The organism is Zoogloea sp. GDB6 (assembly GCF_056724105.1).
In genome coordinates this window covers 4,733,112-4,758,429 of record NZ_CM161497.1, presented here as the reverse complement: position 1 = coordinate 4,758,429, position 25,318 = coordinate 4,733,112, and the positions used below count along the sequence as shown (strand labels likewise).

Annotated in this window: 28 protein-coding genes; 13 read left to right on the top strand and 15 right to left on the bottom strand. The window is 65.4% G+C overall.

The window, feature by feature from the left end; translation table 11 throughout:
• Positions 1–64: 64 nt before the first annotated feature.
• The 8 genes from queE to ybgC are packed head-to-tail and all read right to left on the bottom strand — an operon-like array spanning position 65 to position 6,019.
• On the bottom strand, positions 65–724 hold the full coding sequence (queE, locus tag AC1PQG_RS21740) for a 7-carboxy-7-deazaguanine synthase QueE (RefSeq protein ID WP_481119825.1): 660 nt from the start codon (positions 722–724) through the stop codon (positions 65–67).
• 59 nt (positions 725–783) lie between these two features.
• Positions 784–1,530, bottom strand: a complete 747-nt coding sequence (gene ybgF, locus AC1PQG_RS21735; RefSeq protein WP_481119824.1) for a tol-pal system protein YbgF — start codon at positions 1,528–1,530, stop codon at positions 784–786.
• Complete coding sequence (gene pal / locus AC1PQG_RS21730; protein WP_481119823.1) at positions 1,530–2,087, bottom strand: peptidoglycan-associated lipoprotein Pal; 558 nt, start codon at positions 2,085–2,087, stop codon at positions 1,530–1,532. Before pal ends, ybgF begins: the two co-directional genes overlap by 1 nt.
• 50 nt (positions 2,088–2,137) lie before the next feature.
• Positions 2,138–3,424, bottom strand: a complete 1,287-nt coding sequence (gene tolB, locus AC1PQG_RS21725) for a Tol-Pal system beta propeller repeat protein TolB (protein ID WP_481119822.1) — start codon at positions 3,422–3,424, stop codon at positions 2,138–2,140.
• A gap of 20 nt (positions 3,425–3,444) precedes the next feature.
• On the bottom strand, positions 3,445–4,479 hold the full coding sequence (tolA, locus tag AC1PQG_RS21720; protein ID WP_481119821.1) for a cell envelope integrity protein TolA: 1,035 nt from the start codon (positions 4,477–4,479) through the stop codon (positions 3,445–3,447).
• Positions 4,476–4,883, bottom strand: a complete 408-nt coding sequence (gene tolR / locus AC1PQG_RS21715; protein WP_481119820.1) for a protein TolR — start codon at positions 4,881–4,883, stop codon at positions 4,476–4,478. Before tolR ends, tolA begins: the two co-directional genes overlap by 4 nt.
• A 16-nt stretch (positions 4,884–4,899) precedes the next feature.
• Positions 4,900–5,574 carry a protein TolQ gene (gene tolQ, locus AC1PQG_RS21710; protein WP_481119819.1) on the bottom strand — a complete coding sequence of 225 codons (675 nt, stop codon included), beginning with the start codon at positions 5,572–5,574 and terminating at the stop codon, positions 4,900–4,902.
• Entirely contained in the window at positions 5,561–6,019 is a 459-nt protein-coding gene (gene ybgC, locus AC1PQG_RS21705) for a tol-pal system-associated acyl-CoA thioesterase (RefSeq protein ID WP_481119818.1), read from the bottom strand. The genes tolQ and ybgC overlap by 14 nt, the downstream gene beginning before the upstream one ends.
• A gap of 308 nt (positions 6,020–6,327) precedes the next feature.
• On the opposite strand from ybgC, the gene dksA reads away from it, so the two are divergent.
• The 11 genes from dksA (at position 6,328) to AC1PQG_RS21650 (ending at position 16,303) form a co-directional block, all read left to right on the top strand.
• Positions 6,328–6,762: an RNA polymerase-binding protein DksA gene (gene dksA, locus AC1PQG_RS21700; protein ID WP_481115969.1), complete on the top strand. Its 435-nt coding sequence runs from the start codon at positions 6,328–6,330 to the stop codon at positions 6,760–6,762.
• A 44-nt stretch (positions 6,763–6,806) separates the two neighbouring features.
• A complete protein-coding gene (locus AC1PQG_RS21695; protein ID WP_481119817.1) occupies positions 6,807–7,865 on the top strand; it encodes a CobW family GTP-binding protein in 1,059 nt (352 codons plus the stop codon).
• The gene (locus AC1PQG_RS21690; protein ID WP_481119816.1) at positions 7,862–8,227 is read left to right on the top strand and encodes a hypothetical protein; all 366 of its coding nucleotides are present in this window, start codon (positions 7,862–7,864) and stop codon (positions 8,225–8,227) included. Before AC1PQG_RS21695 ends, AC1PQG_RS21690 begins: the two co-directional genes overlap by 4 nt.
• A gap of 84 nt (positions 8,228–8,311) precedes the next feature.
• Complete coding sequence (locus AC1PQG_RS21685; protein WP_481119815.1) at positions 8,312–9,748, top strand: hypothetical protein; 1,437 nt, start codon at positions 8,312–8,314, stop codon at positions 9,746–9,748.
• A gap of 11 nt (positions 9,749–9,759) precedes the next feature.
• The gene (locus tag AC1PQG_RS21680) at positions 9,760–10,668 is read left to right on the top strand and encodes a metal ABC transporter substrate-binding protein (RefSeq protein WP_481119814.1); all 909 of its coding nucleotides are present in this window, start codon (positions 9,760–9,762) and stop codon (positions 10,666–10,668) included.
• A gap of 10 nt (positions 10,669–10,678) precedes the next feature.
• Complete coding sequence (locus AC1PQG_RS21675) at positions 10,679–11,248, top strand: ATP-binding cassette domain-containing protein (protein ID WP_481119813.1); 570 nt, start codon at positions 10,679–10,681, stop codon at positions 11,246–11,248.
• Positions 11,245–12,036 carry a metal ABC transporter permease gene (locus AC1PQG_RS21670; protein ID WP_481119812.1) on the top strand — a complete coding sequence of 264 codons (792 nt, stop codon included), beginning with the start codon at positions 11,245–11,247 and terminating at the stop codon, positions 12,034–12,036. The genes AC1PQG_RS21675 and AC1PQG_RS21670 overlap by 4 nt, the downstream gene beginning before the upstream one ends.
• Before the next feature lie 73 nt (positions 12,037–12,109).
• Complete coding sequence (locus AC1PQG_RS21665) at positions 12,110–13,336, top strand: STAS domain-containing protein (RefSeq protein ID WP_481119811.1); 1,227 nt, start codon at positions 12,110–12,112, stop codon at positions 13,334–13,336.
• 72 nt (positions 13,337–13,408) lie between these two features.
• Positions 13,409–13,948, top strand: a complete 540-nt coding sequence (hslV, locus tag AC1PQG_RS21660; RefSeq protein WP_481119810.1) for an ATP-dependent protease subunit HslV — start codon at positions 13,409–13,411, stop codon at positions 13,946–13,948.
• Positions 13,945–15,282 (top strand): ATP-dependent protease ATPase subunit HslU, encoded by a 1,338-nt coding sequence (gene hslU, locus AC1PQG_RS21655; RefSeq protein WP_481119809.1) that lies wholly within the window; start codon positions 13,945–13,947, stop codon positions 15,280–15,282. Before hslV ends, hslU begins: the two co-directional genes overlap by 4 nt.
• Positions 15,283–15,430: 148 nt before the next feature.
• Positions 15,431–16,303, top strand: a complete 873-nt coding sequence (locus tag AC1PQG_RS21650; protein ID WP_481119808.1) for an AEC family transporter — start codon at positions 15,431–15,433, stop codon at positions 16,301–16,303.
• Positions 16,304–16,319: 16 nt separating this feature from the next.
• On the opposite strand, the gene AC1PQG_RS21645 is transcribed toward AC1PQG_RS21650, so the two are convergent.
• From AC1PQG_RS21645 to AC1PQG_RS21635, 3 genes are read right to left on the bottom strand one after another with little or no spacing between them, the layout of a single operon-like run.
• On the bottom strand, positions 16,320–16,721 hold the full coding sequence (locus AC1PQG_RS21645; RefSeq protein WP_481119807.1) for an RNA-binding S4 domain-containing protein: 402 nt from the start codon (positions 16,719–16,721) through the stop codon (positions 16,320–16,322).
• Positions 16,718–17,260 (bottom strand): response regulator transcription factor, encoded by a 543-nt coding sequence (locus AC1PQG_RS21640; protein ID WP_481119806.1) that lies wholly within the window; start codon positions 17,258–17,260, stop codon positions 16,718–16,720. The genes AC1PQG_RS21645 and AC1PQG_RS21640 overlap by 4 nt, the downstream gene beginning before the upstream one ends.
• Positions 17,257–18,516 carry an ATP-binding protein gene (locus AC1PQG_RS21635; RefSeq protein ID WP_481119805.1) on the bottom strand — a complete coding sequence of 420 codons (1,260 nt, stop codon included), beginning with the start codon at positions 18,514–18,516 and terminating at the stop codon, positions 17,257–17,259. The genes AC1PQG_RS21640 and AC1PQG_RS21635 overlap by 4 nt, the downstream gene beginning before the upstream one ends.
• A gap of 290 nt (positions 18,517–18,806) precedes the next feature.
• On the opposite strand from AC1PQG_RS21635, the gene AC1PQG_RS21630 reads away from it, so the two are divergent.
• Positions 18,807–19,025: a Nif11-like leader peptide family natural product precursor gene (locus tag AC1PQG_RS21630; protein ID WP_481115955.1), complete on the top strand. Its 219-nt coding sequence runs from the start codon at positions 18,807–18,809 to the stop codon at positions 19,023–19,025.
• A gap of 258 nt (positions 19,026–19,283) precedes the next feature.
• Positions 19,284–19,490 (top strand): cold-shock protein, encoded by a 207-nt coding sequence (locus AC1PQG_RS21625; protein WP_079435412.1) that lies wholly within the window; start codon positions 19,284–19,286, stop codon positions 19,488–19,490.
• 208 nt (positions 19,491–19,698) lie between these two features.
• Here AC1PQG_RS21625 and AC1PQG_RS21620 read toward each other — a convergent pair whose 3' ends face one another.
• The 4 genes from AC1PQG_RS21620 to AC1PQG_RS21605 form a co-directional block, all read right to left on the bottom strand.
• The gene (locus AC1PQG_RS21620; RefSeq protein WP_481119804.1) at positions 19,699–21,369 is read right to left on the bottom strand and encodes a cation acetate symporter; all 1,671 of its coding nucleotides are present in this window, start codon (positions 21,367–21,369) and stop codon (positions 19,699–19,701) included.
• The gene (locus AC1PQG_RS21615; RefSeq protein WP_481119803.1) at positions 21,366–21,677 is read right to left on the bottom strand and encodes a DUF485 domain-containing protein; all 312 of its coding nucleotides are present in this window, start codon (positions 21,675–21,677) and stop codon (positions 21,366–21,368) included. Before AC1PQG_RS21615 ends, AC1PQG_RS21620 begins: the two co-directional genes overlap by 4 nt.
• 104 nt (positions 21,678–21,781) lie before the next feature.
• Entirely contained in the window at positions 21,782–23,413 is a 1,632-nt protein-coding gene (locus AC1PQG_RS21610) for an electron transfer flavoprotein-ubiquinone oxidoreductase (protein ID WP_481119802.1), read from the bottom strand.
• 95 nt (positions 23,414–23,508) lie between these two features.
• A complete protein-coding gene (locus tag AC1PQG_RS21605; RefSeq protein ID WP_481119801.1) occupies positions 23,509–25,299 on the bottom strand; it encodes an acyl-CoA dehydrogenase C-terminal domain-containing protein in 1,791 nt (596 codons plus the stop codon).
• Between the last annotated feature and the right edge of the window lie 19 nt (positions 25,300–25,318).

Below are 25,318 nucleotides of genomic sequence, written 5' to 3'. Positions count from 1 at the left end.
GGGCAAGTCGGAAAATGGTAACGCCGACCGGTGGTCGGTGGGGCAAAACCGTGACGACGGCTATTCAACGTCCGGGTTCGTTGCCCCAGATGATCTTGTGCAGTTGCACCTGCATGCGCACCGGCAGGCGGTCGCGCAGGATCCAGGCGGCCAGGTCGGCCGGTTTCAGCTGGCCCTGTACCGGGGCGAGAAGGACCGGGCAGCGCTCGGTCAGGCCGTATGTGGCGATCTGGGTTTTGGCCCACTCGTAGTCGGCCTCGCTGGCCAGTACCAGCTTGAGTTCGTCGTGGAGGGTCAGCAGCGGGATGTTGCTGAGCAGGTTGCGCTCTGACTCACCGGAGCCTGGGGCCTTGAGGTCAACGATGCGTGACACGCGCCGGTCGACGCCGCTGATATCGAGGGCGCCGCTGGTCTCCAGCGAAACCGAGTAGCCCGCGTTGCACAAGGCGCTGAGCAGGTTCAGGCAGGCTTTCTGGGCCAACGGTTCGCCGCCGGTCACGCAGACCGTCTGGCAGCCGTAGCTGGCGATTTCAGCGAGGATGTCGTCCAGCGTGCGTGTGGTGCCGCCGGTGAACGAATACTCGGTGTCGCACCAACTGCAGCGTAGCGGGCAGCCTGTGAGGCGGACGAAGACCGTGGGCAGTCCGCTCCGCGAGGTTTCCCCCTGCAGCGAATGGAAGATCTCGGTGATGCGCAGCGTGAGGGGGCGGCCGGATGAAGACATTGTGCTGAAAAAATGATGCCGCCCCGCACGATGCGGGGCGGTAAGTTGCTTCTGTGGGATTACTTCTTGAGGCGCTGGCGGGCGATCTGCGCCGCCGAGCTGTTGGGGTACTTGGCAAGCAAGCGTTCCAGGCTCTTGGTGGCACCCTTGGTGTCGTTGAGCGCTTGCTGGGCATTGGCCAGGCCGAGCAGGGCGTCGGGTGCGCGGGTGTCGTCCGGCCACTGGTTGGCGACCTTTGCGTAGTGCTCGGCTGCGCCGGCATTGTCCTTGGCCTGGTACTGCGCGCTGGCGGCCCAGAAGTTGGCGTTCGGCTGGAAGCTGCTGTTCGGGTAGTTCTTGATGAAGGCGTTGAAGCCCGCTGCGGCGTCCTTGTACTTGCCGCCACGCAGCAGATTCAACGCAGCTTCATAGTCGCGGGTCTCCGCGGCTGGATCGGCCGCCGCAGCGGGCTGTGGCACAGCCTGCTGCGCCCCGTCGGCGGCGCCCGGCGTGGTCTCCAGCTTGCGCAAGCGGTTGTCGAGATCGACGTAGAAGTCCTTCTGGCGCTTGTTGGTGTTGGCCAGATCGTTGGTCAGCACCTCGTTTTCGCCGCGCAGGCGGGCGATCTCGGCCTTCAGTTGCTCGACCTGATTGGCGAAATCGAGCTGGGCCCGGTTGTTCGCGTCTTCGAGCTTGGTGATGCGGCTGTTGAAGTCGTCACGCATCTTGTTGATGCGGGCCCGGGCCTCGTCGTCGTCGAACAGGCCTGCATGGGCGTGGGCACTGAACAGCCCGACCAGCAGTAGCGGCAGAAGACGGCGGACCATCAGAATTCACCCGAGTAGAGCATGTCGCCACGGCGGTTGGCGGCCCAGCAGGATTCGGTAAACTCGTCGCAGCTCGGCTTTTCCTCGCCGAGGCTGACCGATTCGAGTTGGGCTTCGGGGACGCCGAGCAGGCTCAGGGCCTTCTTCACCGCGTCGGCGCGCTTCTGGCCCAGGGCCAGGTTGTATTCGCGGCTGCCTCGTTCGTCGGTGTTGCCCTGGATCAGCATCTTCATCTTCGGGTTGGCGAGCAGAAACTTCGCGTGGGCCTCGATCAGCGCCTGGTACTCACTCTTGATCACGTAGCTGTCGTAGTCGAACAGTACGCTGCGCTTGGACAGAATGCTCTTCGGATCCTTCAGGGCAGCGATGCCGGTGCCGCTGGCACTGCCCGCATCCACCGGCACGACCCGGCTGTTGTCGACACCGGAGGTGGATGCGCCGCTGGAGCGCTCTTCGACGGCCGCTCCGGCCTGGTCGGCGTCGGTCTTGGGGGCGGACGAGCAGGCGGCCAGCAGGCCGACGGCGATCAGGGACAGCGTGAGGCGGGCGAACTTCATGGTGGGCTCCGTGGGCGGTCGGGCGGGTTGGGGATGGTCCGTTGGTCTTGTCAGTTGCGCGGCTGCGGACCCCAGGCGGGTTCGCGCACGTCGCCGGATTGTACCGACAGTCGTTGCTTCACACGACCGTCCGCAGATACCGCCGCCAGGACGCCGCGACCACCAGTTTCGGTGGCGTAGAGGATCATGCGGCCGTTGGGGGCGAAGCTGGGTGATTCGTCCTTGGAGGTGTCGGTGAGGATCTGGGTCTGGCGGGAGGCCAGGTCGAGCATGGTGATCTGGAAGCGTCCGCCGTTGCGGGACACGTACACGAGGCTCTTGCCGTCCGGCGACGGACGCGGACTGACGTTGTAGCTGCCTTCGAAGGTGACGCGCTCCGCAGTGCCGCCGCCGGCCGAAACGCGGTAGATCTGCGGGCTGCCGCCCCGGTCGGAGGTGAAGTAGATCATGCCGTCGATGGACCAGGACGGTTCGGTGTCGATGCCGGCCGACGAGGCCAGGCGCTGCACGCCGGAACCGTCGGCATTCACGCTGTAGAGCTGGGATTGACCGTCCTTGGTCAGCACCACGGCCAGGCGGCGGCCGTCCGGCGCCCAGGCGGGGGCGGAGTTGGAGCCCTTGAAGTTGGCCGCCACGTTGCGCTGGCCGGTGGCCAGGGAGTGCACGTAAACCACCGGCTTCTTGGATTCGAAGGATACGTAGGCCAGGCGGGTGCCGTCCGGCGACCAGGCCGGGGAGATGATCGGTTCCTTGGAGGCGAGGGCGGTCTGGGCGTTGCTGCCGTCGGCATCGGCGATCTGCAGCTCGTAACGCGGGCCGACCTTCAGCACGTAGGCGATGCGCGTGGAGAATACGCCGGGTTCGCCGGTCAGCTTCTCATAGATGAAGTCGGCGATGCGGTGGCCGGTGGCCCGGTACTGGTTGGGGGCCATCGTCATGGCCTGGCCGCCGAGGCTGACCTGCTTCTGGCTGTCGTGCAACTGCACCTGGACCTGATAGCGGCCACCGCCACCCGGGCTGACAGTGCCCACGGCGACTGCGTCGGCACCGCGGGAGCGGATGCGGCCATAGTCCACCGGGGCGTTGGCGCCCATCGGGGACGGGCCGAGTTCGACCATCTTGAACAGGCCGCTGCGCTCCAGGTCGGCACGGACAATATCGGTGACGGCGCGGGGCAGCGCATTTTCGCCTTCGAAGGCGGCAACGGCCACCGGCATGCGGTTGGCGCCGGCGCCGGTGATCTCGATGGCCAGTTGCGCCTGGGCGGCGGCGGAGGCCAGGACCAGCGCGCAGCCCGGGACGGCGCTGCGCAGGACGGTCAGGATGCGTTCATTCATGGGCATGGCTCGTTTGTTTGTTAGTCGCGGAGCGGATAGAACTTCAGTTCCAGCGTGCGGTTGAACAGTTCGGGCTTGTCCGGCTTGGGCAGCGGGCTGGACTTCTGGATGGCCCGCTCGATGGCGCCGTCGAGTTGCGCATTGCCGGTCGAGCGCTTCAGGCGCACCTCGATCACCGAGCCGTCGGGCAGCTGATCCACGGTGAACAGCGCGAACGGATCACCGCTGACGCCTGGCGGCAGCACGATGTTGCCCTTCACCTTGGCGCGGATCTTCTCGATGTAGGCCTCGATGGCCTTGCTGCGCGCCGCGCTGGCTTTGGCTCCGGCGACCCGCGCAAGTTCCTCCTGGAGCTGCTTGCTCTGGTTGGCGTTTTCGCTGTCGCGGGCCATCAGCTCGCGCATGCGGCGGTCTTCCAGCTCCCGGCTGTGGTCGGCTTCCGCCTTCGAGTTCTTGTCGGTCTTGACGTTCTTGTCCACCGGCTTGGCCGTTTTGTCCGTCCTGGACGGCTCAGGCTTGGCTTCAGGCTTCGGCTTGGGTTCCGGCTCGGGCTTCTTGGGCTCAGGCTTTTTCGGTTCGGGCTCGGGTTTCTTCTTCGGCTCCGGTTTGGGTTCGGGCTTGGGCTCCGTTTTCGGCTCGGGCTTCTTCTTAGGCTCGGGTTTGGGTTCCGGCTTGGGCTCCGGCTTCGGTTCGGGCTTGGGCGTCGGCTTCTTGTGCTCAGGCGCCTTGATCGCGATGTCCGGCTGCTTGTGCGGGGGCGGCTCGTGGGCGGGCTCCGGTGCAGGTTTGACCACCGCTCGTGGTGGAGGCGGCGGCGTGGGGCGGGGCCGAGGCGCCTCTTCCTCCACCGGGGGCGGAGGCGGTGGCGGCGGTGGGGCGGGCGATGCCGCAGCCGGCAGCGGCGCGCCGACCAGGTCCACTTCGACGGTTTCCGGCAGGCGGTTCTGCCAGCGCACCCCGTAGAACAGGAACAGGCCGAGGGCGATATGGACCGCGGCGGCCAGCAGCAGCGATGCCCATTTGCCCCGTTCGTTGGCGGGTGGGGCAGGATTCATTGCTTGCCGACCTGGGTTTGCAGGCCGACCTTGCTGACGCCCGCGTTGCGCAGGTCGTTGAGGGTGTTCATCACCTGCTCGTACTTGACGCTCTTGTCCGCGGCGATGACCACGGGCTGGTCGGGCTTGGCGGACACGGCGGACTGTACTTCGGCGATCAGGTCCTGGCGGCTGAAGCTCTTCTCCGGTGCATTGCCGGAGGTGCGCAGGCTAAGTTCGCCATCCGGCTTGACCTGGACGATCATCGCATCGGTGGGCGGAGCGGGGACCTTGTCCACGCTGGGCAGGTTCACCGAGCCGGACTGGATCATCGGTGCGGTGACCATGAAAATGACGAGCAGCACCAGCATCACGTCGATATAGGGCACGACGTTGATCTGGTTCATCAGGCGGCGTTGACGCATGGTGGCGGGGCTCCGGTCAGCGCAGCTGGCGCTGGAGGATGTTCAGGAACTCCTCGGTGAAGCTCTCGAAACGGATCGCGATGCGGTCGATGTCGTGGGCAAAACGGTTGTAGGCCACCACGGCCGGGATCGCCGCGAAGAGGCCGATGGCCGTGGCGACGAGGGCCTCAGCGATGCCAGGTGCCACATGGGCGAGGGTGGCGGAGCCCACGTTGGACAGGCCGCGGAAGGCGTTCATGATCCCCCAGACGGTGCCGAACAGGCCGACGTACGGCGATACCGAACCAACGGAGGCGAGGAAGGCCAGGTGGGCTTCCAGGTCGTCCACCTCGCGCTGGTAGGTTGCGCGCATGGCCCGGCGGGCGCCGTCCATGATCGCCCCGTGGTCGAGGTTCTTGCCGCGTAGCTTGGCGAACTCCCGGTAGCCGGCCTCGAAGATACGCTCCATGCCGGCCGCTTCGTGGCGGCTGGTGGCTGCGCTCTGGTACAGCGCGTTGAGGTCGCCGCCGCTCCAGAAATCGCGTTCGAAGACGTCGGTCTTCTTCTTGGCGTTACCGATCTGGAACCACTTGCGGAAGATCCAGTACCAGGACATGAAGGAAACGGTGCCGAGGATTGCCATCACGAGCTTGACGAGCAGGCTGGCGTTGGCGATCAGGGACAGGATGGAAAGGTCTTCAGTGACGTTCATCGGTTTCAACCAGGGTGGCGAACAGGGCGCGTACGGCGGGGGGAATCGGAGTGGGGCGTTTGGTGCTGGCGCGGATGCAGGCGATCGTGATGTTTGCCGCGAAAATCGTCGTGTCTTCGCGGCGGATCTGTTGGGCGAAGCTCAAACTGGCGTGACCGAGTTTGCTGATCGTGGTGGCGATGTCGAGCAGGTCGTCGAGGGTCGCGGAGCGCAGGTAGTCCGCCTGTACGGTGCGTACCACAAATAGGATATCCTGCTCGGCGGACAGACGGTTTTGCTCGAAGCCCAACGCTCGCAACACTTCGGTGCGTGCTCGCTCGCAGAACTTGAGGTAATTGGCGTAATAGACGACGCCGCCGGCGTCAGTGTCTTCGTAGTACACCCGGACCGGCAGCGAAAAGAGCCTCTTGCCCTCAACCGGAGCGGGGGGGGTCGATGCATGCATCGCAGCATTTTACCTTAGGGAATGGCCGCCACGCAGCGACTGTGGCGAATCAGTGTTTCAGAATGTAGGCGGAGACTTGCCGGCGATCGGCAGGGCGCCGTTGTAATTGCAGTGATCCTGTGCATAGAATCGCGCTCTTGATAAAAACTGGTGCGTTTCGTGCATTGGTTAATGCGCAGAGTTTTTGCGCGTGATGGGCGGATCGTGGCAAATGGGCTGCGTATCTTGCGAGAGTCGCGAAAAGGGCCCACATTCGGGATGGCCTTGGGCGCCCGGGTCCGACAGTCGATTCATGGGAGGAATGAGACATGGTTGCAACCACGACAAGCAATGAGAAGCTGCTTACCGAGGCCGAAATTCTGGCCATGCCGGAAGACGATTACATGAACCCGGCCCAGCTGGAGTTTTTCCGGGACCGTCTCACCAAGATGCGTGATGGGCTTCTCGAGAACGCTGCCAGCACGGGTGCCAACCTGCGCGAGAACGAATTGGTGGCCGATCCGGCCGACCGCGCGACGGTCGAGGAAGAGCATGCCCTCGAACTGCGGGTGCGTGATCGTGAACGCAAACTGCTGAAGAAGATCGACGAAGCCCTCGGCCGCATCGCCGAAGGCGATTACGGCTGGTGCGAGGAGACCGGTGATCCGATCGGCATCGGCCGGCTGCTGGCTCGCCCGACGGCAACCCTGTCGATCGATGCGCAGGAGCGTCGCGAGCGGACCCAGAAGCTCTACGGGGAATAAGCCGACCCCAGGCCCCGCCGCGAGGCGGGGCTGTGCCTGACTTCATGAGCGCTTCGGCGAACCGCATTCCTGTCACCCTGCTCACCGGCTTCCTGGGGGCAGGTAAGACCACGCTGCTCAATCAGTTGCTGCGCCGCCCCGAAATGGCCGGTAGCGTGGTGCTGATGAACGAGTTCGGTGCGGAGCCGATCGATCATCTGCTCGTCGAGCACCTCGACGAAAACCTTGTCCTGCTCGAGTCGGGTTGCATCTGCTGTTCCGTGCGCGGCGATCTGACCCGCGCGCTGCGGGATCTCTTCATGCGCCGGCTACGTCGCCAGTTGCCGGCGCTCGATCGCATCGTCATCGAGACCACCGGGTTGGCGGACCCCGCACCGGTGATCTTCACGCTGATGCGGGATTTCTTCATCGCCGAGCGTTATCGCCTGGATGGTGTCGTCACCGTCGTGGATGCGCAGTTCGGGCTCGACCAGCTGGGCGCACGGCCGGAGGCGGCCAGACAGGCTGCGCTGGCGGATCGCCTGGTGATCTCCAAGTGCGATCTGGCCGAAGCGTCTGCTATCGACACGCTGGCGGCAAGGCTGGCCGTGCTCAACCCCGGAGCACCGCAGATCCACGCGGTATCCGGCGCCGTCGAGCCGGCCGCGATCATCGGATGTGGCCTGCGGGATGGCGACGCGTCCTCGGCGGTGCTCCACTGGCTGGCCGAAGCGGCGGTACGTAGCGCTGGCCGGAGCCCTTCCTACACGTCGGTTCGTCCGCGTAGCGCTGATCTGTTCCGCCATGACGAGGCCGTGCGTGCCTTTGTCGTGATACTCGATGCCCCGGTCGCCTGGGGCGATTTCTCGGCAACCCTCGATACACTGCAGACCCGCTACGGCCCGCAGCTGTTGCGCATCAAGGGTCTCGTCCATGTGCGCGGCGAGCGGACTCCGCGTATCGTGCAGGGCGTGCATCACCTGCGCTATCCAGAAGTCGCGTTGCCGGACTGGCCGGATGACGACCGTCGCACACGCCTGGTCTTCATCGCGCGCGAGCTCGACCAGGCATTCGTCGAGGCCGCTTTCGAGCCATTCCGTCTGCCGGGGAAGGCGGCCGCGTGATACGCATCGGTCGTCGTCCTTCCGCCCTGTTCCGCAGCGTACTGGCGCTGTTGCTGGTGTGCGCGCAGGTTTTCGCGGCGGCCCATGCTGTCAGCCACGTGGGCGAACTGGCCGGCCTCGTCCGCGACGAATCCACGGCCGCGTCAGCGCCTTTCGAGGGCGGCGTGCCCGCTGCCGAGCGCCACGAACGCTGCCTGTTGTGCCTGGCCGCCGCCGATCTGGCGTCGGCCCTGCCGTCCACGCCGCCATCCCTGCCGCCTCAGGCGCTTCCGCCGGCCTGCCCGGCGGACAGTCCGGTTGCCGGTCGGGTGGCGCGTCTGCCGCGTCCCCATAGCCGCGGCCCTCCCACCTCTCCTGTTTGATCCGTTTCCCGACATCTGGACCGGTGCGCCTGCAGTGGCTGCGCCGGCCCGCCCCTATACGGACCGATCCCAGGAGATCCGACCATGACTTTCGTACGTCCGGGCGTGCTATGCGCCGCCCTGGCCGCGGCCTTTCCTGCCGCGGCATCTGCGGCCACCGACGCCGACCTGAAGCAACTCCGTGAGCAGTTGCGCGAGCTGCGCCAATCCTATGAACAACGTATCCAGGCGCTCGAACAGCGCCTGGCTGAAACCGAGAAGCAGGCCAGCCAGGCTGCCGCCAGCGCCGCGGAAGCGGGCACGACAGCCAGCGCCGCCGCCCGCTCCGTGGTGCAGGTGGAGAGCCGGGCCACCGAAGCCCAGGCCGCGGTCGATAGCGTAGCCCGTCGTCCCGCCGGGGAGGGCGCCTTCAACCCGGCTGTCTCGTTGATCCTCGACAGCAAGTTCACGCGCCTGCAGCGCGATCCCGCCTCCTATCGCATCGACGGCTTCATGCCGTCCGGCGGCGAGATCGGGCCACCCCGCAAGGGCTTCTCCCTCGGTGAGTCTGAGCTGGCCTTCTCGGCCAATGTGGACCACCTGTTCCGCAGCAATGCGCGCTTCTCGTTGGCCGAAGACAATGGCCAGGGCACCGTCGAGGTGGAGGAGGTCAACGTCGAGACGCTGGCTATGCCGTCCGGCTTCAAGCTGAAAGCCGGGCGCTTTTTGTCCGGCGTCGGCTACCTCAACCAGCAGCATCCCCACGAGTGGGATTTCACCGATGCGCCGCTGGCCTACAAGGCCTTCTTCGGGCCGCGCCTGCAGAACGACGGCCTGCAACTGCGCTGGGTCGCACCGACCGAACTGTTCATGGAGTTTGGCGCCGAAGTGGCGAGCGGCGAGCGCTTCCCTGGCGCCGAGCGCAAGGCTAACGGCGCCGGTCTGTGGACGGCTTTCGCCCATGTTGGCGGAGATATCGGTGAATCGTCGGCGTGGCGTGTCGGCCTGTCCCACGTGCATAGCAATCCGCGCGAGCGCAGCTTCGAGGACAACGGCGTCAATAACGCCTTCTCCGGGCGCAGCCAGACCTGGATCGCCGACTTTATTTACAAGTGGGCCCCCAACGGCAACAGCAGCGTGACCAACCTCAAGCTGCAGGGCGAGTATTTCCAGCGTCGCGAAACGGGTGAGCTGACCTACGACACGGATGGCGCCGCAGCCCTGTCGGCGGCCCGCTTCCGTCCGTCCGGTGCTTACCTGCAGGCGGTCTACCAGTTCATGCCGCAATGGCGCGTCGGCGTACGTGGCGACTGGCTGCGCAGCGGCACGACGGACCTGGGCACGCTCAGTGCGGGGGATCTGCCGATCCTCGCCGGCTACGATCCGCGCCGCCAGTCGGCGATGGTGGATTGGTCGCCGTCGGAGTTCTCGCGCCTGCGCCTGCAGGTGGCGCGCGACCAGTCGCGCAACGGGGAAACCGACAACCAGGTCTGGCTGCAGTACATCATGAGCCTTGGCGCCCACGGCGCCCACACGTTCTGAGGAGTTCCGGAATGTTCTCGAAAGCAATTTTGCGTCTGGCCGTCGTCCTGATGGCCATCGCCGCGATGCCGGCGTCGGCTGCCCTCAACGTCTTCGCCACGGTGCCCGAGTGGGCCGCGCTGGCCCGGGAGATCGGGGGCGACAAGCTGAATGTGTTCTCCGCCACCAATGCGCTGCAGGACCCGCACCGCATCGAGGCCAAGCCGTCGCTGATCGCCCGCGCCCGCAGCGCCCAACTGGTGATCGCTACCGGCGCCGACCTGGAGGTCGGCTGGCTGCCAGTGGTCCTGCGGGAAGCCGGCAATGCGGCGATCCAGCCGGGGCAGCCGGGCTATCTGGAAGCGGCTTCGACGGTTCGCCTGCTGGAGGTGCCGGCGCGTCTCGACCGGGCCGACGGCGACGTGCATCCCGGCGGCAACCCCCACATCCAGACCGATCCGCGCAATCTCCTGAAGGTGGCCGACGCGCTGACTGCCCGGCTGACCCAGCTGGATCCGGCCAACGCGGCCGCCTACAAGGCTGGCCTGGCCCGCTTCAGCGAGCGCTGGAGGGCCGCGCTGGTCCGTTGGGAGCAGGCTGCCGCGCCGCTGCGCGGCGTGCCGGTGTGGGTCCAGCACCGCTCCTTCCCCTACCTGGCTGACTGGCTGGGCCTGAAGGAGCTCGGCGCGCTGGAGCCGAAGCCCGGCGTCGAACCGTCGAGCGCTCATCTGGCCGGTATTCTCGAACGTCAGAAGGCCACGCCGGCGCGCCTGATCCTGCGCCCGGCCTATTCCCGTCCCACCGCGTCGGAATGGCTCGGTGAGCGGGCGCACCTGCCGGTCGTCGTGCTGCCGTTCACTGTTGGCGGTGATGCGGAGGCGGGCGATCTGTTCGCGCTCTTCGACGACACGATCCGGCGTCTGCTGGCCGGGCTGAAGTAGGGAGTGCGGAATGGCCGATGATTTCCTGCTCCGGGTTAGTGGCTTGGTGGCGGGCTATGCCGCGCCGGTGGCCGGCCCCCTGAGTTTTGCACTGCACCGGGGCGAGATCCTCGGCCTGGCCGGCCCCAACGGGGCCGGCAAATCCACGCTGCTGAAAGCCCTGTGGGGCGGCGTGAAGGTCTTCGAGGGCCAGATCGAGAAAGTGCCGGATCTGCAGATTTCCCACCAGGCTCAGGGCTTCGACGATCTGCGCGGCGTGCCGCTGACCGGGCGGGAGCTGCTGGGCCTCACCGGAGCCAGCGCGGATGGTTTGCCGTCCTGGCTCGCCGAAAGGCTGGACCGGCGCCTCGATCGCCTGTCCGGTGGTCAGTTGCAGTTCCTGCGCCTGTGGGCCTGCCTGACGGCACCGGCCGACCTGATCCTTCTCGACGAGCCGACCAACAACCTGGACCGGGCCGGTGTGGCCTACCTGATCGACTGGTTGGGCCATGCGCACAGTGGTCAGGGAATCGTCATCGTGTCCCATGACCATGGGCTGATCGACGAGGTGTGTACGCGTGTGGTGGAGGTCGGCGCATGAGTTTCGATCTGTTGTTCGACCCCCTGTTCCGCGTGCCCTTTTTCACCGGTCTGCTGCTGGCCGGGCTGCTGCCGCTGCTCGGCATGTACCTGCGGCTGCGCAATGAATGGCTGGCGGCACTGGCTTTTGCGCAGATGGCCTCGGCCGGTGCATTGCTGGCGATGGTGTTCGATTGGCCGATGGTGGCCGGCGGTGTACTGGCGGCCCTGCTGGCGGCCTTGTTGAAGGGGCTGGCGGCGCGCGCCGGCGCCAATGCCTATGCGCTGATGATGCTGTTGGCGTGGGCCGGCGGCGTGCTGCTGGTGGCCAATCATCCCCTCGCCGAGCAGGCCGGCCATGCCCTGTTCGATGGCCAGCTGTATTTCACCGGAGAAGGCCATCTGGCCGCTGCCGCACTGGTCTGTATCGTCGTACTGCCGCTGCTGGCCTGGCTGTCCCGGCCGCTGCTGCTCGGGCGTTTCTTTCCGGCCTTTTATCGGGCGCGGGGGCGTGATGAGCGGCCGCGCCTGATGCTGTTCGACCTGCTCGCCGGTCTGGCGGTGGCCCTGGCCACGGTCAGCCTCGGTGTGATGGCAGCCTTCGCGCTGGTGTTCGTGCCGCCGCTGATCGCTTATCGTTTCGGCAGCAGCTGGCGGGCTGGTCTGGTCTGGTCGGCGCTGATCGGCATGGCGGGCTACACCTGCGCTTTCGTGGCTTCCCTGGGCTTCGATCAGCCGTTCGGGCCGGTCTGCGCATTACTTATGGTTATGCTCTTTGTGATCTCGTCCGTGAAATACAACCGGATGTAAAACAGAGAAGGGGTGCCTTGTTGAGTGGTATCCTCTTTAATCGTCAAAACGAATGACCGCGGAGGATAGTGGAGTGGTGCTACCGTTTTTCGGCAAGAAGCCTGCACCTGCCGGAAGTCCTGCACCCCGTTCCCGGGCTTCGACGGCTTCTGCTTCAGCGTCGGTCGCCCGATCCCCCTCTGCCGGCCAGCGCAGCGCCTCGTCCCGTTCGCCGGGGCCTCGTACCGAGGCCTCGTCCCTCGAGTTCACCGTTGCCGGTGGCGACCTGAACCGGGTTCTGGCCCAGTGCGCCGAGAAAGTGCATCTCGAGGAGGGCGTGGAGGAAATGTCCCCGCCTGCCGAAGAGGCGGCCATCCTCTATGCCAACGGTGGCTACGAGGACGCGCGTTCCGTGCTGGAACACGCACTCGACACGACAGCATCCGGCGACGCGCGCTTCATTCTGTGGGGCATGTTGCTCGATCTCTTCCGGCTGACCGGCCAGAAGGAGCGCTTCGAAACCCTGAGCCTGACGTTCGCAACCGAGTTCGAGCGCTCGCCGCCCGCGTGGCAGGATTTGTCCATGCAGTCGCCGCGTGGTGGCGAGGCCAAGGCCCAGACCGTCAATCTGTCCGGCGTATTGGGAAGCCAGGCGGCGGCCCAGTTTGCGCAGCTGATCCAGATCGGCATGCGCGCCGGTGCGCTGCGCATCGATCTGACCCGCTTGAGGGGTGTCGATAGTGCTGGGGCGGAGTTGCTGCTGCGTGCTGTGCGAGGTTTGCGCCGGGCCAAGATCAAGCTGTCCCTCATCGGTGCCCCACACTTGGTCTCCGTGCTGGGCGGCATGGTCAACAGCGGCAAGCGCGAGAATCAGACCATCTGGCTGCTGTTTCTCGAAATCCTGCAATACACCGATCAGCAGGAGCGTTTCGAGGAGCAGGCCCTCGAATATGCGATGACCTTCGAGGAGTCGCCACCGTCCTGGGAGCCGCCTCCGGCCGCGACGGACAGTCAGCTGGAAACGGATTCCCTTGCCGTGGAGATGAGCGATACCTACGTGCTGGAAGGTGAAGTCATTGGCGCCAACGCCGACATCCTGCGCAAGATTTCCAGCTTTGCCCATAACCGCACCAAGGTGGATGTGGACTGTAGTCGCTTGCGTCGTATGGATTTCGTGTCTGCCGGCACGTTATTCAATGTGATCTCGCAACTGCACGCCCAAGGGCGGCTGGTGGTCCTGAAGAGCGTCAACTCGATGGTGGCCGCCCTGATGCAGGTGATGGGGGTGCATCAGGTGGCGCGGATCGAACTGCGCGGCTGAGGCCGCTTGCTCCGTTCCAATTTGCTGCCCAGCAGGGCTTGCAATCCGTTTTTCTGCCCCCAGATCGGTCCGATGGAACAATATCACGGCACTACCATTCTCTCGGTCCGGCGCGGCCGGCACGTGGCCCTCGGTGGCGACGGCCAGGTCACGCTCGGTAACATCGTCATCAAGGCCAGCGCCCGCAAGGTCCGCAAGCTGTACCAGGACCGCATCCTGGCGGGCTTCGCCGGCGGCACCGCCGACGCCTTCACGCTGTTCGAGCGCTTCGAGGCCAAGCTCGAGAAGCACCAGGGCAACCTCGTGCGGAGTGCCGTCGAGCTCGCCAAGGACTGGCGTACCGACCGCGCGCTGCGCCGCCTGGAAGCCATGCTGGCGGTGGCCGACCTGGACAGCTCCCTGATCATCACCGGTAACGGCGACGTGCTGGAGCCGGAGCAGGGCATCGTCGCCATCGGCAGCGGCGGCGCCTACGCCCAGTCGGCGGCGCGCGCCCTCATCGAGAACACCGAGCTGACGCCCGAAGAGGTCATCAAGAAGTCCCTGACCATCGCTGGCGACCTGTGCATCTACACCAACCAGTGCCACACCATCGAGGTGCTGACCCCATGACCCAGATGACGCCTCCGGAGATCGTCTCCGAACTCGACAAGCACATCGTCGGCCAGGGCAAGGCCAAGAAGGCCGTCGCCGTGGCCCTGCGCAACCGCTGGCGGCGCGCCCAGGTGGCCGAGCCGCTGAAGAGCGAGATCACCCCCAAGAACATTTTGATGATCGGGCCGACCGGCGTCGGCAAGACCGAGATCGCCCGCCGCCTGGCTCGCCTGGCCAATGCGCCGTTCATCAAGGTGGAGGCGACCAAGTTCACCGAGGTCGGCTATGTAGGCCGTGACGTGGACACCATCATCCGTGACCTGGTTGAAATCGCCATCAAGAGTCATCGCGAGCAGGCCATGAAGAAGGTCCGCGACCGCGCGCTGGATGCGGCCGAGGATCGTGTGCTCGACATCCTGCTGCCGCCGGCTCGGCCGACCATCGGTTTCGGCGAGGAGGCCCCGGCTGCTGAAGATAACGCCACCCGCCAGAAATTCCGCAAGAAGCTGCGCGAGGGCGAGCTCGACGACAAGGAAGTCGAGCTCGAAGTGTCCGTGCCCGGCATGACCGCCGAGATCCTCGCGCCCCCGGGCATGGAGGAACTCACCGGCCAGCTACAGAGCATGTTCCAGAACATGGGCGGCGGGAAGAAGAAGTCCCGCAAGCTGAAGATCAGCGAGGCTATCAAGCTGCTCGCCGACGAAGAAGCCGCCAAGCTGGTCAATGAAGAAGACCTCAAGACCGAGGCGCTGCGCATGGTCGAGCAGAACGGCATCGTCTTCCTCGACGAGATCGACAAGATCGCCACCCGTTCCGACAGTCACGGTGCCGACGTGTCCCGTCAGGGCGTGCAGCGCGACCTGCTGCCGCTGGTGGAAGGTACGACGATCAGCACCAAGTACGGGATGATCAAGACCGACCACATCCTGTTCATCGCCAGCGGGGCCTTCCACCTGTCCCGCCCGAGCGACCTGATCCCCGAACTGCAGGGCCGCTTCCCGATCCGCGTCGAGCTGGAGTCCCTGTCCGTCGAGGATTTCGAGCGCATCCTGACCCAGACCGACGCCTGCCTGACCCGCCAGTATGAAGCGCTGCTGGCCACCGACGACGTGAGCCTCGAGTTCGCGCCGGAAGGCATCCGCCGCCTGGCCGAGATCGCTTTCCAGGTGAACGAGAAGACCGAGAACATCGGTGCGCGCCGCCTGTACACGGTGATGGAGAAGCTGCTCGAGGAGCTGGCCTTCGAAGCCGGCAAGGCCGGCTCGCAGCAGGTGCTGGTCAACGCGGCCTACGTGGATGCCCGCCTCGAGATGCTGGCCCAGCGCGAAGACCTCGCCCGCTACGTGCTGTAAGGCATCGCATTCGCGCGATAGATCGAATGAGGGGCTGCCGGGCAGCCCCTCATTTCATTTGCAGGATGAATCGCGTATATGTGTCGAGGCACGCAGCCACTGGGAGGGGGCGGCGTGTCGCTTCCTTCAACTACTTGCTTGCGTCCCCATGCTCCTCCGCATCGTCTCCATTCTGTTCCCGCTGTTTGCCATCACCACCGTTGGTTACCTGGTCGGCAAGCGTTCCCGTCCAGACCTGTCCCACGCCAACAAGCTGAACCTGGACGTCTTCGTGCCGGCGCTGATTTTCGCCGCGCTCGCCAACAAGTCCTTCCATATTGTCGAATATCTGCCACTGCTGTGGGTGACGCTGGCCCTGGTGATCGGTTCGGGCCTGCTCGGCTGGGCTGCGGCCAGGCTGTTCGGTTATGCGCCGAAAACCTTCATGCCGCCGATCATGTTCAACAACTGCGGCAACCTGGGGCTGCCGCTGGCCGTGCTGGCCTTCGGCGAGCAGGCGCTGGCGCCGGCGGTGGTGATGTTCATGGTCTCTAACCTGCTGCACTTTTCTTTCGGTGCCTGGCTGCTGGATCACCACACCCGCTTGATCAATGTCTGGAAGGTGCCGTCGGTACTGGCGACCGTGGCCGGGCTGACGGTCGGCATCGCCGGCATCGAGGTGTGGCAGCCGGCGATGCTGGCGATCAGGATGCTCGGCGACATCTCGATCCCGCTGATGCTGTTCGCGCTGGGGGTGCGCCTCACTGAATCGCGCATCGCGGAGATTCGCCTAGGCCTGCTCGGCGCGGTGGCGCGCCCGGTTATCGGCATGGCGCTGGCGGCCGGGCTGATGCTGCTGGTGCCGCTGGCGCCCCAGGAGCGGGCCTTGTTGATGGTGTTCGGCGCGCTGCCGCCGGCGGTGCTCAATTACATGTTTGCCGAGCGCTATCACCAGGAGCCGGAGAAGGTTGCGTCCATCGTGCTGATCGGCAACCTGGCCTCGCTGGGTTTCCTGCCGCTGGCTCTGGCCCTCGGCCTGTAAGCCACGCTCCGTAAGCTCAATACTCGCCGGTGAAGCGGCCCATCTGGCGGCGGTCGCGCTTGGTCGGGCGGCCGTGCAGGTCGGCGCCCGGCGTGGCGGCGAGCTGGCGCTGCTCCTTCTGGCTTTCCCGCGCGGCGATGCTGTCGGCGGTTTCCTCGTAAAGGCCCTGGGCGACCGGGGCGCTGCCGCGCTTGTCGGCGATGCCCTTCACGATCACCTTGAAATGGGTTTCGGCGATCTGGATGTCCACGGTGTCGCCGATCTTCACTTCCTTGGCCGGTTTTACGCGGATGCCGTTGAGCTGGATCTTGCCACCATCGACGGCCTCGGTAGCCAGCGTGCGGTGCTTGAAAAAGCGTGCCGCCCACAGCCATTTGTCGAGGCGGACGCGATCGTCGGGATTGTCTGAGGGCTTCATTCCTTGACCGGCCGTTTGGCCAGCTTCCGTTGCAGGGTGCGTCGGTGCATTTTAAGCGCACGCGCCGTGGCCGACACATTGCCGTCGTGTTCGGCGAGTACCCGCTGGATGTGTTCCCACTCCAGCCGGTCCACCGACATCGGGCTGGCGGCCACTTCGTCGTCGATGACCACCTCGGTGGCGTTGAGGGCTTTCAGGATAGCATCCACGTCGGCCGGTTTGGCCAGATACTGGGTGGCGCCGAGCTTGATCGCATCCACGGTGGTGGTGATGCTGGCGTAGCCGGTGAGGACCAGGATGCGGCAGTCGGGATTGACGGCCAGCAGCGGCTCGATCAGGCGCAGACCAGAGCTGCCGCCGATGTTTAGGTCCAGCACCACGTATTCCGGCTCGTGCTGGCGGGCCAGCGCTAGTGCCGTCTCTGGCTCCTGGGCGCCGAAGACGGCGAAGCCGCGCTGGTTTAGCGCACGGGTCAGCACGCGGTTGAAGGCGGGGTCGTCGTCGATGATGAGGATGTGGGGGGCGTCCGGTTGAGTCATGGGCGAAGGGCTGGCAGAGGAAGGGTGAGGGTGGCTTCGGTGCCGCCGCCGGGGCGAGAGGCGAAACGGATCTGCCCGCCGCAACGCTCGACTGCGCCGAAGGCCAGCAGCAGGCCGATGCCGAGCCCTTCGCTGCGGCTGTCCAGGGCTTCGCGGCCAGCCTGGGGGCGCAGCGCGGCGGGCATGCCGGGGCCGCGGTCGAGGACACGCACGAGCAAGGCATCATCCGCGATAGTTGCCTCGAGCTCGACGCCTGCAGGGCAGGCATCGGCTGCGTTGTTTATGAGATTGTGGATGGCCTGCTCCAGCGTGGCGTCGGCGACCAGAGCTGGTTGGCCGCAGTTGCAGCGGACGGTCAGTGGGACGAGGGGGCGCAGGCGTTGCCAGTGATCGGCGATGCGCAGCAGCCAGGCATCGGCGGGGATCGCTTCGCCGCCTTCGGCGCGCAGGCTGCCGGCGCGCAGGGTGAGACCGCCGAGGATGGTCTTGCAATGGGCGATCTGCTCGCGCAGCAGTTCGGCGTCTGCGCGGGTGTCGTCGTCCAGTTGCGGATTGCGGGCCAGTTCCCCGGCCAAGATCGCCATCGTACCCAGCGGTGTACCCAGTTCGTGCGCGGCGCCGGCGGCAAGGTTGCCCAGGGCGACGATGCGTTCGTTGCGCAGACGGGCTTCACGAGCTTCGGCGAGGGCCTGGTCGCGCAGGCGAAGCGCGGCGGTCATGCGCACCACGTACCACACGATGACGCCAGCCGACAGCGCGAAGGTCAGCCACATGCCGGCCAGATGCCAATGCACGGCGAGGCCGGAGTCGTAGATGTCGAGCTGTTCATTGAATTCCCATAGGGTCGAATAGGCGGCCACCGCCAGTACGGCCAGCAGCCAGGCCCATGGGGCCGCCAGGGTGGCGGCGCCGATGGCCACCAGCGGCAGCAGCAGGGAAATCAGCGGATTTGTGGCTCCGCCGGTGAAGTACAGGAAGGCGCTCCAGCCGCAGAGATCGATTGCCAGTTGAAGGAATAACTCGACGCCGCGAACTTCACTGAGATGCCGCGCGCGCAGCAGGCTGCCCCCGTTGAACAGCGCCAGCACCAGCCAGATGTCCAGCAGCGGGCGCGCCGGCAGTGGGATGTCGAGCAGCCAAGGTACCGCGACGATGGTCGTCAGCATACCGCCGAGGGACAGCCAGCGCAGGCTGATCAGGCGGCGCAGGGCATCGGCTGGGCGGAGGGGGCTGTCGGCAAGCATCGGTAGCGGCATTGGGCCATTATCCCCGAAGCGGGGTGGGGGTAAGCACCGGCAGGCAGCGGGTGACAGGGCGCCGGGGGGAGCGGCGTGCCTGCCGGTGGAGCGCACTGTAGCGGGTGTGGCAGATGTCGGGAATGCGGTCGATTGTCGCAGGTGGCGCATTCCTTGCTGTCAGCTTGTCGGCGTCTGGGTTCACAGGCGTTTTGGAGGGCTTGCGACGACAAAAGCCATTCCCACCGAAGGGTTTTGTCGGAAACCTCGCAGTCCGAGCGTTCGATGAGTTATTGCACAGGAAGAACCGTATGGCTATCAAGGACATCAAGGCCTTTTCCGATCTGGCCCGTACCAACCCCGAACTGAAGGACAAACTTGCCGCTTGCCAGAAGATCCGTGAGATGTTGACCCTGGCAAAGGAGTACGACTTCAACCTCGACGAGCAGGAACTCTACCCGCCCAATGAGCCGCAGTTCACGGCGGAGCAACTGTCCGAGCGCATGGTGAAGGCACTGCTGCGCGCCTGATCTGCGAAGGCCATCGTGGCGTGGCTGATGGCGCGGCAGGATGGCCAGAACTATTTTCGTGTCGTGATGCAAATAGTGTTTGCGTTGGCGTGGGTTTCAGTGCACAGTGCGGCCTTGCGATCTTCAAGAAGTAGTGTTGTTGTTGTCTGGTTCAGTATCCGCAGTCCTGCGGTTGTCTTCCCTTCATCACCCCGCCGTCTTGAGCTTCGCCCTGCCCTGGGGGCAACTCCGTATTTTTTTATTTTAGGATTTATCAAAATGGCAACTGGTACCGTGAAGTGGTTCAATGACTCCAAGGGCTTCGGCTTCATCACCCCGGAAGGCGGCGGCGACGATCTGTTCGCCCATTTCTCCGCCATCCAGTCCAAGGGTTTCAAGACCCTGGCTGAAGGCCAGCGCGTGACGTTCGACATCGTCAGCGGCCCGAAGGGTCAGCAAGCCGCCAACATCCGCGCCGCCGAGTAATTTCGGATTCGCGGAGCGGTTCTGCCAGGTGCAGAATCGCGGCACAGAAAGGCCCGGCATATGCCGGGCTTTTTGCATTTGTGGCTGCTGCGCTCTGTTGTCTTCATGGCGGCAAAGTAGGGCGGCAAAAAAAAGCGGGCGCCCAAGGGCGCCCGAAACATTTCCTCGAGGGGGAGTGAGGAAAGATAAGGGATAGTTTGCGGTCTCCTCAGTGGGCGCTGGCCGCCGCGGCACCGATGCCGGTCTGGGAGCGCACGTACTGGTCTTCGAAACCGGCCTTGTCGGTCTTGGCGCGGGCGCTGCTGTCGGTCACCGAGAACAGCCAGGTGAAGAAGAAGGCCAGCGGCATCGAGAACAGGGCCGGCTGCTCGTACGGGAAGACCGGTGCGGCATTGCCGAGCACCACGACCCAGACGGCCTTGGACAGCACCACCAGGGCCACCGCCGAGATCAGCCCGACCAGGCCGCCGAGCAGCGCGCCGCGGGTCGTCAGGCCCTTCCAGTACATCGACAGGATCAGGATCGGGAAATTGGTGGAAGCGGCGATGCCGAAGGTCAGGCCAACCAGGAAGGCGATGTTCTGCTTCTCAAAGAGGATGCCGAGCAGCACCGCGACCACGCCGAGGGCTACGGTGGCCAGCTTGGAGACGCGCATTTCCTGGGTTTCGCTGGCACTGCCCTTGCAGATCACCCGGGCGTAGATGTCGTGGGCGATGGCTGATGCACCGGCCAGGGCCAGGCCGGAGACGACCGCCAGGATGGTGGCGAAGGCAACCGCCGACATGAAGCCGAGGAACAGGTTGCCGCCGACGGCCTTGGCCAGGTGCATGACCGGCATGTTGCCGCCGCCGATCAGCTTGCCGGCAGTGTTGCCGCCCTCGAAGAACTCGGGATTTGTGCCGACGATGACAATCGCCATCAGGCCCAGCGCGCACACCACCATGAAGAAGTAGCCGATGCAGCCGCTCGCCACGAAGACGCTCTTGCGGGCTTCCTTGGCGTTGGGCACGGTGAAGAAGCGCATCATGATGTGCGGCAGGCCGGCAGTGCCGAAGACCAGGCCGAGGGACAGGGACACCGCGTTGACCGGATCGGCCAGCAGGGAGCCGGGGCCCATGATCTTGATGCCGTCCTTGTGTGCTTCCACGGCCTTTTGGGCGGCGGTTTCGAGGCTGAAACCGAACTGGCTCAGGGACAGGAACAGCAGCACGGTGCCGCCGAACAGCATCAGGCAGGCCTTGATGATCTGCACCCAGGTGGTGGCGATCATGCCGCCGAAGGTCACATAGATCACCATCAGCACGCCGACGACGATCACCGCGGTGGTGTAGTCGAGGCCGAACAGCAGCTTGATGAGCTGGCCGGCGCCGACCATCTGCACGATCAGGTAGAAGCACACCACGGTCAGCGAGCCGAAGGCGGCGAAGCTGCGGATGGTGCCCTGGTCGAGGCGGTAGGAGGCGATGTCGGCAAAGGTGAACTTGCCCAGGTTGCGCAGGCGCTCGGCCATCAGGAACAGGATCACCGGCCAGCCGACGAAGAAGCCGATGGCGTAGATGAAGCCGTCCAGGCCCTTCGAGAAGGTCATCGCCGACAGGCCCAGCAGGGTCGCTGCCGACATGTAGTCACCGGCGATGGCGAGGCCGTTCTGGAAGCCGGTGATGCCGCCGCCGGCGGTGTAGAAGTCGGCGGTGGACTTGGTGCGGCTGGCCGCCCAGTAGGTGATGCCCATGGTGCCAACCACGAACACGAAGAACATGCCGATGGCGGTCATGTTGAGAGGCTGCTTCTGCACGGCGCCGATGGCGTCGGCAGCGTAGGCGGCGGCGCCCATCAGGGTCAGCAGCGTCGCGCCGAGGAGTTGTTTGCGTGCGCTCACTTGGTGGCCTCCTGGATGATCTCGTTGTTGAGACGGTCGAACTCGCCGTTGGAGCGGTTGACGAACCAGCCGGTGAGCAGCCAGGAGCCGATGATGATGACGGCGCCGATGGGCACCCCGATGGTGAGGGTCGAGCCCGCCGAAATCGGTGTGCGCATCACCTCGGGGGCGAAGGCGACGAGCATCATCATCGCGTAGTAGGTGATCAGCACGATGGCGCTGAGCAGGTAGGCAAAGCGGCTGCGCTTGCCTTCAAGTTCCGAGAAGCGCGGGTTGGCCCGTACTTTTCTGTAGATCTCCGCTGACATGGTTCCTCCTTTGGAAGGTGTTGAAGGTCTCTGGTTTTTCTAGTTGTATGGGGGTGAGTGCTGTTCTCCCCCCGGTCCTGCTTTTTTATGGGTACTACGGGGTCTTACATGTTCGGGTAGTTCGGGCCGCCGCCTCCTTCGGGCACAGCCCAGTCGATGTTCTGTGTTGGATCCTTGATGTCGCAGGTCTTGCAGTGCAGGCAGTTCTGCGCGTTGATCTGCATGCGCGGGCCGCTCGTGTCCTCGACGATTTCGTACACACCGGCCGGGCAGTAGCGGGTTTCCGGTGCGTTGTAGAGGGCCAGGTTGGTGGCGACCGGCACCGAGGCGTCCTTCAGGCGCAGGTGGCAGGGCTGCTCCTCGCTGTGGTTGGTGGCCGAGATGAACACCGAGGACAGGCGGTCGAAGCTGATCTTGCCGTCCGGCTTCGGATAGACGATCGGCGCACACTCGGAGGCCTTCTTCAGCTGGGTGTGGTCGGCGTGGTGGCGCAGCGTCCACGGTGCGCGGCCCTTCAGCAGGAAGGTGTCGATGGCGCTGTAGGCGATGCCGCCCCACAGGCCCCAACGGAAGCTCGGGCGGATGTTGCGCACGGTGTACAGTTCGTCCCACAGCCAGCTCTTCTTCAGGCGCTCCGGGTAGCCGAGCACTTCATGGCCGGTCTGCCCTTCGGCGCCGAGGTGGGCGAAGATCGCCTCGGCGGCCTCGATGCCCGACTTCATCGCCATGTGGGTGCCCTTGACCTTCGGCACGTTGAGGAAGCCGGCGGTGTCGCCGACCAGCACGCCGCCGGGGAAGGTCAGCTTGGGCACCGACTGGAAGCCGCCTTCGTTGAGGGCCCGCGCGCCGTAGGCGATGCGTCGGCCGCCTTCGAAGTACTTGCGGATCTCCGGGTGGGTCTTGAAGCGCTGGAATTCCTCGTAGGGCGACAGGTGTGGATTGCTGTAGTCGAGGCCGACCACGAAGCCGACCGCGACCTGGTTGTTCTCCAGGTGGTACAGGAAGGAGCCGCCATACACGTCCGACGACACCGGCCAGCCGACCGTATGCACGGTGAGGCCGGGCTGGTGGACTTCGGGGCGGACTTCCCACAGCTCCTTGATGCCGATGCCGTAGGTCTGCGGATCGGCGCCGTCGCGCAGATTGAATCTGGCGAACAGGCCCTTGGTGAGGGAGCCGCGGCAGCCTTCGGAAAACACCGTCTGGCGTGCGTGCAGTTCGATGCCCGGCTGGTGGTTGGGGCCGGGTTCGCCGTTCTTCTCGAGGCCCATGTCGCCGGTGGCGATGCCCTTCACCGAGCCGTCCTCGTGGTAGAGCACCTCGGCGGCCGCGAAGCCCGGGTAGATTTCGACACCCAGTTCCTCGGCTTGCTGGCCGAGCCAGCGCACCACATTGCCGAGGCTGACGATGTAGTTGCCGTCGTTGTGCATCTGCGGTGGCGTCGGCAGCTTGTAGGCCTTGTCGGTGGTCAGGAACAGGAAGCGGTCTTCCTTCACCGGCGTATTGAGGGGCGCGCCGCGTTCCTTCCAGTCGGGGAGGAGTTCTTCCAGGGAACGGGTTTCGATGACCGCGCCGGACAGGATGTGGGCGCCGACTTCGGAGCCTTTCTCGACGACGCACACCGAAAGCTCGCTGCCGGCCTTCTCGGCCAGTTGCTTCAGGCGGATCGCGGTCGACAGGCCGGAAGGGCCTGCGCCGACGATCACCACGTCGTATTCCATCGCGTCACGGGTCATTGCTGCGTTCTCCGAACAAAAAGGGGCTCCTGCCCGCCTCCGGAGAGGCGGGACACGGACCGGCCGTCAGGCCGGGAAAGGGTGGGGAAAAGCCTTTAGAAGAGGGCTTCTTCCAGCGCCAGCACCGACTCGGCGCCATTCACGATGGCATCCCGGTAGCTGTTGGCTTCGGGAGTCACGTGCTGGGCGAAGTAGGCGGCGGTGGCCAGCTTGGCCTTGTAGAAGTCGCCATCGGCCGCCTCCAGGCGGGTGGCGGCGATCTGCGCGGAACGGGCCATCAGCCAGCCGCCGACGACGATGCCGGTCAGCTTGAGGAAGGGCACCGAGCCGGCCGCGGCGGCCTGCGGGTTGGCGTCGTAGTTGGCGAGCAGCCAGTTGGTGGCTTCGTCCAGCGCGGCGATGCCGTTGCCCAGCGCGTCGGCCAGGGCCTTCAGCGTCGGGTTGTCGGAGTTGCGCAGCACGGAACCGGTCTCGGCGATCTCGGCGAGCAGTTGCTGCATGCTCTTGCCGCCTTCCTTGGCGGTCTTGCGACCGATCAGGTCGTTGGCCTGGATCGCGGTGGTGCCTTCGTAGATGGTGATGATGCGGGCGTCACGCATGTACTGGGCGGCGCCGGTTTCCTCGATGAAGCCCATGCCGCCATGCACCTGCACGCCGTTCCAGGTGATGCCCTGGGCGTTCTCGGTGCACCAGCCCTTCACCACCGGGGTCAGCAGTTCGAGGCGGCGCTGGTTGGCTGCGCGCACGTCGGCGTCCGGGTGGCTCTTGGCGCGGTCCATGCAGCCGGCCACGTAGTAGGCGATGGCGCGGCCTGCTTCGGTGCGGGACTTCATGTCCATCAGCATGCGGCGCACGTCCGGATGGTGCAGGATGGGCTTCTTCTCGCCGGACTTGTCGCCGATGATCTTGCCCTGGATGCGCTCACGGGCGTAAGCGAGGGCGTGCTGGTAGCTGCGCTCGGAGACGCCGACACCTTCCAGGCCGACGTTCAGGCGGGCGTGGTTCATCATCGTGAACATGTACTCGAGGCCGCGGTTCGGTTCGCCGACCAGGTAGCCGATGGCGCCGCCCTTGTCACCGAAGGACATCACCGCCGTTGCGCTGCCGTGGATGCCCATCTTGTGCTCGATGGAGGCGCAGATCAGGTCGTTGCGTTCGCCGAGGCTGCCGTCCGCATTGACGAGGAACTTCGGCGCGATGAACAGGGAGATGCCCTTCACGCCCGGAGGGGCGTCCGGCAGGCGGGCCAGCACGAGGTGGACGATGTTCTCGGCCATGTCGTGCTCACCCCAGGTGATGAAGATCTTGGTGCCGGTGATCGCGTAGCTGCCGTCGGCGCGGGGTTCGGCCTTGGTACGGATGGCGGCGAGGTCGGAGCCGGCTTGCGGCTCGGTGAGGTTCATCGTGCCTGTCCACTTGCCGGACACCATGTTGGGCAGGTAGGTCGCCTTCAGCTCGTCGGAGCCGTGGTGGGCAATGGCTTCCACCGCGCCGAGCGTCAGCATCTGGCACAGGGAGAAGGAGATGCTGGCGGACTTCCACATTTCCAGCACGGCGGTGGACACGGTCACCGGCAGGCCCTGGCCGCCGAACTCGGTGGAGGCGGGCATGCCGTTCCAGCCGGTTTCACAGAAGGAGGCATAGGCCTCCTTGAAACCGTCGGCGGTGGTTACCACGCCGTTGTTCCACTTGTTGCCCTGCTTGTCGCCCACGGGGTTGAGCGGATCGACGACTTCGGTGGCGAACTTGCCGGCTTCCTCGAGGATGGCCTCGACCAGGTCGGTGGACACGTCCTCATTGCCGGGCAGGCCGACGATTTCCTGCAGGCCGGCCAGCTCGTTCATGGCGAACAGCATGTCCTTCACGGGGGCGACGTAGTTGCTCATGGTGTTTCCTTGCGAATTC

Excerpts from the sequence above, each read along its gene's own strand:
- AC1PQG_RS21675 (WP_481119813.1), top strand. The coding sequence starts at position 10,679 with ATGGCCGATGATTTCCTGCTCCGGGTTAGTGGCTTGGTGGCGGGCTAT.
- AC1PQG_RS21605 (WP_481119801.1), bottom strand. The coding sequence starts at position 25,299 with ATGAGCAACTACGTCGCCCCCGTGAAGGACATGCTGTTCGCCATGAAC.
- AC1PQG_RS21650 (WP_481119808.1), top strand. The coding sequence starts at position 15,431 with ATGCTCCTCCGCATCGTCTCCATTCTGTTCCCGCTGTTTGCCATCACC.
- AC1PQG_RS21630 (WP_481115955.1), top strand. The coding sequence starts at position 18,807 with ATGGCTATCAAGGACATCAAGGCCTTTTCCGATCTGGCCCGTACCAAC.
- AC1PQG_RS21670 (WP_481119812.1), top strand. The coding sequence starts at position 11,245 with ATGAGTTTCGATCTGTTGTTCGACCCCCTGTTCCGCGTGCCCTTTTTC.
- AC1PQG_RS21640 (WP_481119806.1), bottom strand. The coding sequence starts at position 17,260 with ATGACTCAACCGGACGCCCCCCACATCCTCATCATCGACGACGACCCC.
- tolQ (WP_481119819.1), bottom strand. The coding sequence starts at position 5,574 with ATGAACGTCACTGAAGACCTTTCCATCCTGTCCCTGATCGCCAACGCC.
- hslV (WP_481119810.1), top strand. The coding sequence starts at position 13,409 with ATGGAACAATATCACGGCACTACCATTCTCTCGGTCCGGCGCGGCCGG.
- ybgC (WP_481119818.1), bottom strand. The coding sequence starts at position 6,019 with ATGCATGCATCGACCCCCCCCGCTCCGGTTGAGGGCAAGAGGCTCTTT.
- AC1PQG_RS21680 (WP_481119814.1), top strand. The coding sequence starts at position 9,760 with ATGTTCTCGAAAGCAATTTTGCGTCTGGCCGTCGTCCTGATGGCCATC.
- AC1PQG_RS21645 (WP_481119807.1), bottom strand. The coding sequence starts at position 16,721 with ATGAAGCCCTCAGACAATCCCGACGATCGCGTCCGCCTCGACAAATGG.
- AC1PQG_RS21685 (WP_481119815.1), top strand. The coding sequence starts at position 8,312 with ATGACTTTCGTACGTCCGGGCGTGCTATGCGCCGCCCTGGCCGCGGCC.
- tolB (WP_481119822.1), bottom strand. The coding sequence starts at position 3,424 with ATGAATGAACGCATCCTGACCGTCCTGCGCAGCGCCGTCCCGGGCTGC.
- AC1PQG_RS21635 (WP_481119805.1), bottom strand. The coding sequence starts at position 18,516 with ATGCCGCTACCGATGCTTGCCGACAGCCCCCTCCGCCCAGCCGATGCC.
- hslU (WP_481119809.1), top strand. The coding sequence starts at position 13,945 with ATGACCCAGATGACGCCTCCGGAGATCGTCTCCGAACTCGACAAGCAC.
- tolA (WP_481119821.1), bottom strand. The coding sequence starts at position 4,479 with ATGAATCCTGCCCCACCCGCCAACGAACGGGGCAAATGGGCATCGCTG.
- AC1PQG_RS21625 (WP_079435412.1), top strand. The coding sequence starts at position 19,284 with ATGGCAACTGGTACCGTGAAGTGGTTCAATGACTCCAAGGGCTTCGGC.
- pal (WP_481119823.1), bottom strand. The coding sequence starts at position 2,087 with ATGAAGTTCGCCCGCCTCACGCTGTCCCTGATCGCCGTCGGCCTGCTG.
- queE (WP_481119825.1), bottom strand. The coding sequence starts at position 724 with ATGTCTTCATCCGGCCGCCCCCTCACGCTGCGCATCACCGAGATCTTC.
- tolR (WP_481119820.1), bottom strand. The coding sequence starts at position 4,883 with ATGCGTCAACGCCGCCTGATGAACCAGATCAACGTCGTGCCCTATATC.
- ybgF (WP_481119824.1), bottom strand. The coding sequence starts at position 1,530 with ATGGTCCGCCGTCTTCTGCCGCTACTGCTGGTCGGGCTGTTCAGTGCC.
- dksA (WP_481115969.1), top strand. The coding sequence starts at position 6,328 with ATGGTTGCAACCACGACAAGCAATGAGAAGCTGCTTACCGAGGCCGAA.
- AC1PQG_RS21695 (WP_481119817.1), top strand. The coding sequence starts at position 6,807 with ATGAGCGCTTCGGCGAACCGCATTCCTGTCACCCTGCTCACCGGCTTC.
- AC1PQG_RS21615 (WP_481119803.1), bottom strand. The coding sequence starts at position 21,677 with ATGTCAGCGGAGATCTACAGAAAAGTACGGGCCAACCCGCGCTTCTCG.
- AC1PQG_RS21610 (WP_481119802.1), bottom strand. The coding sequence starts at position 23,413 with ATGACCCGTGACGCGATGGAATACGACGTGGTGATCGTCGGCGCAGGC.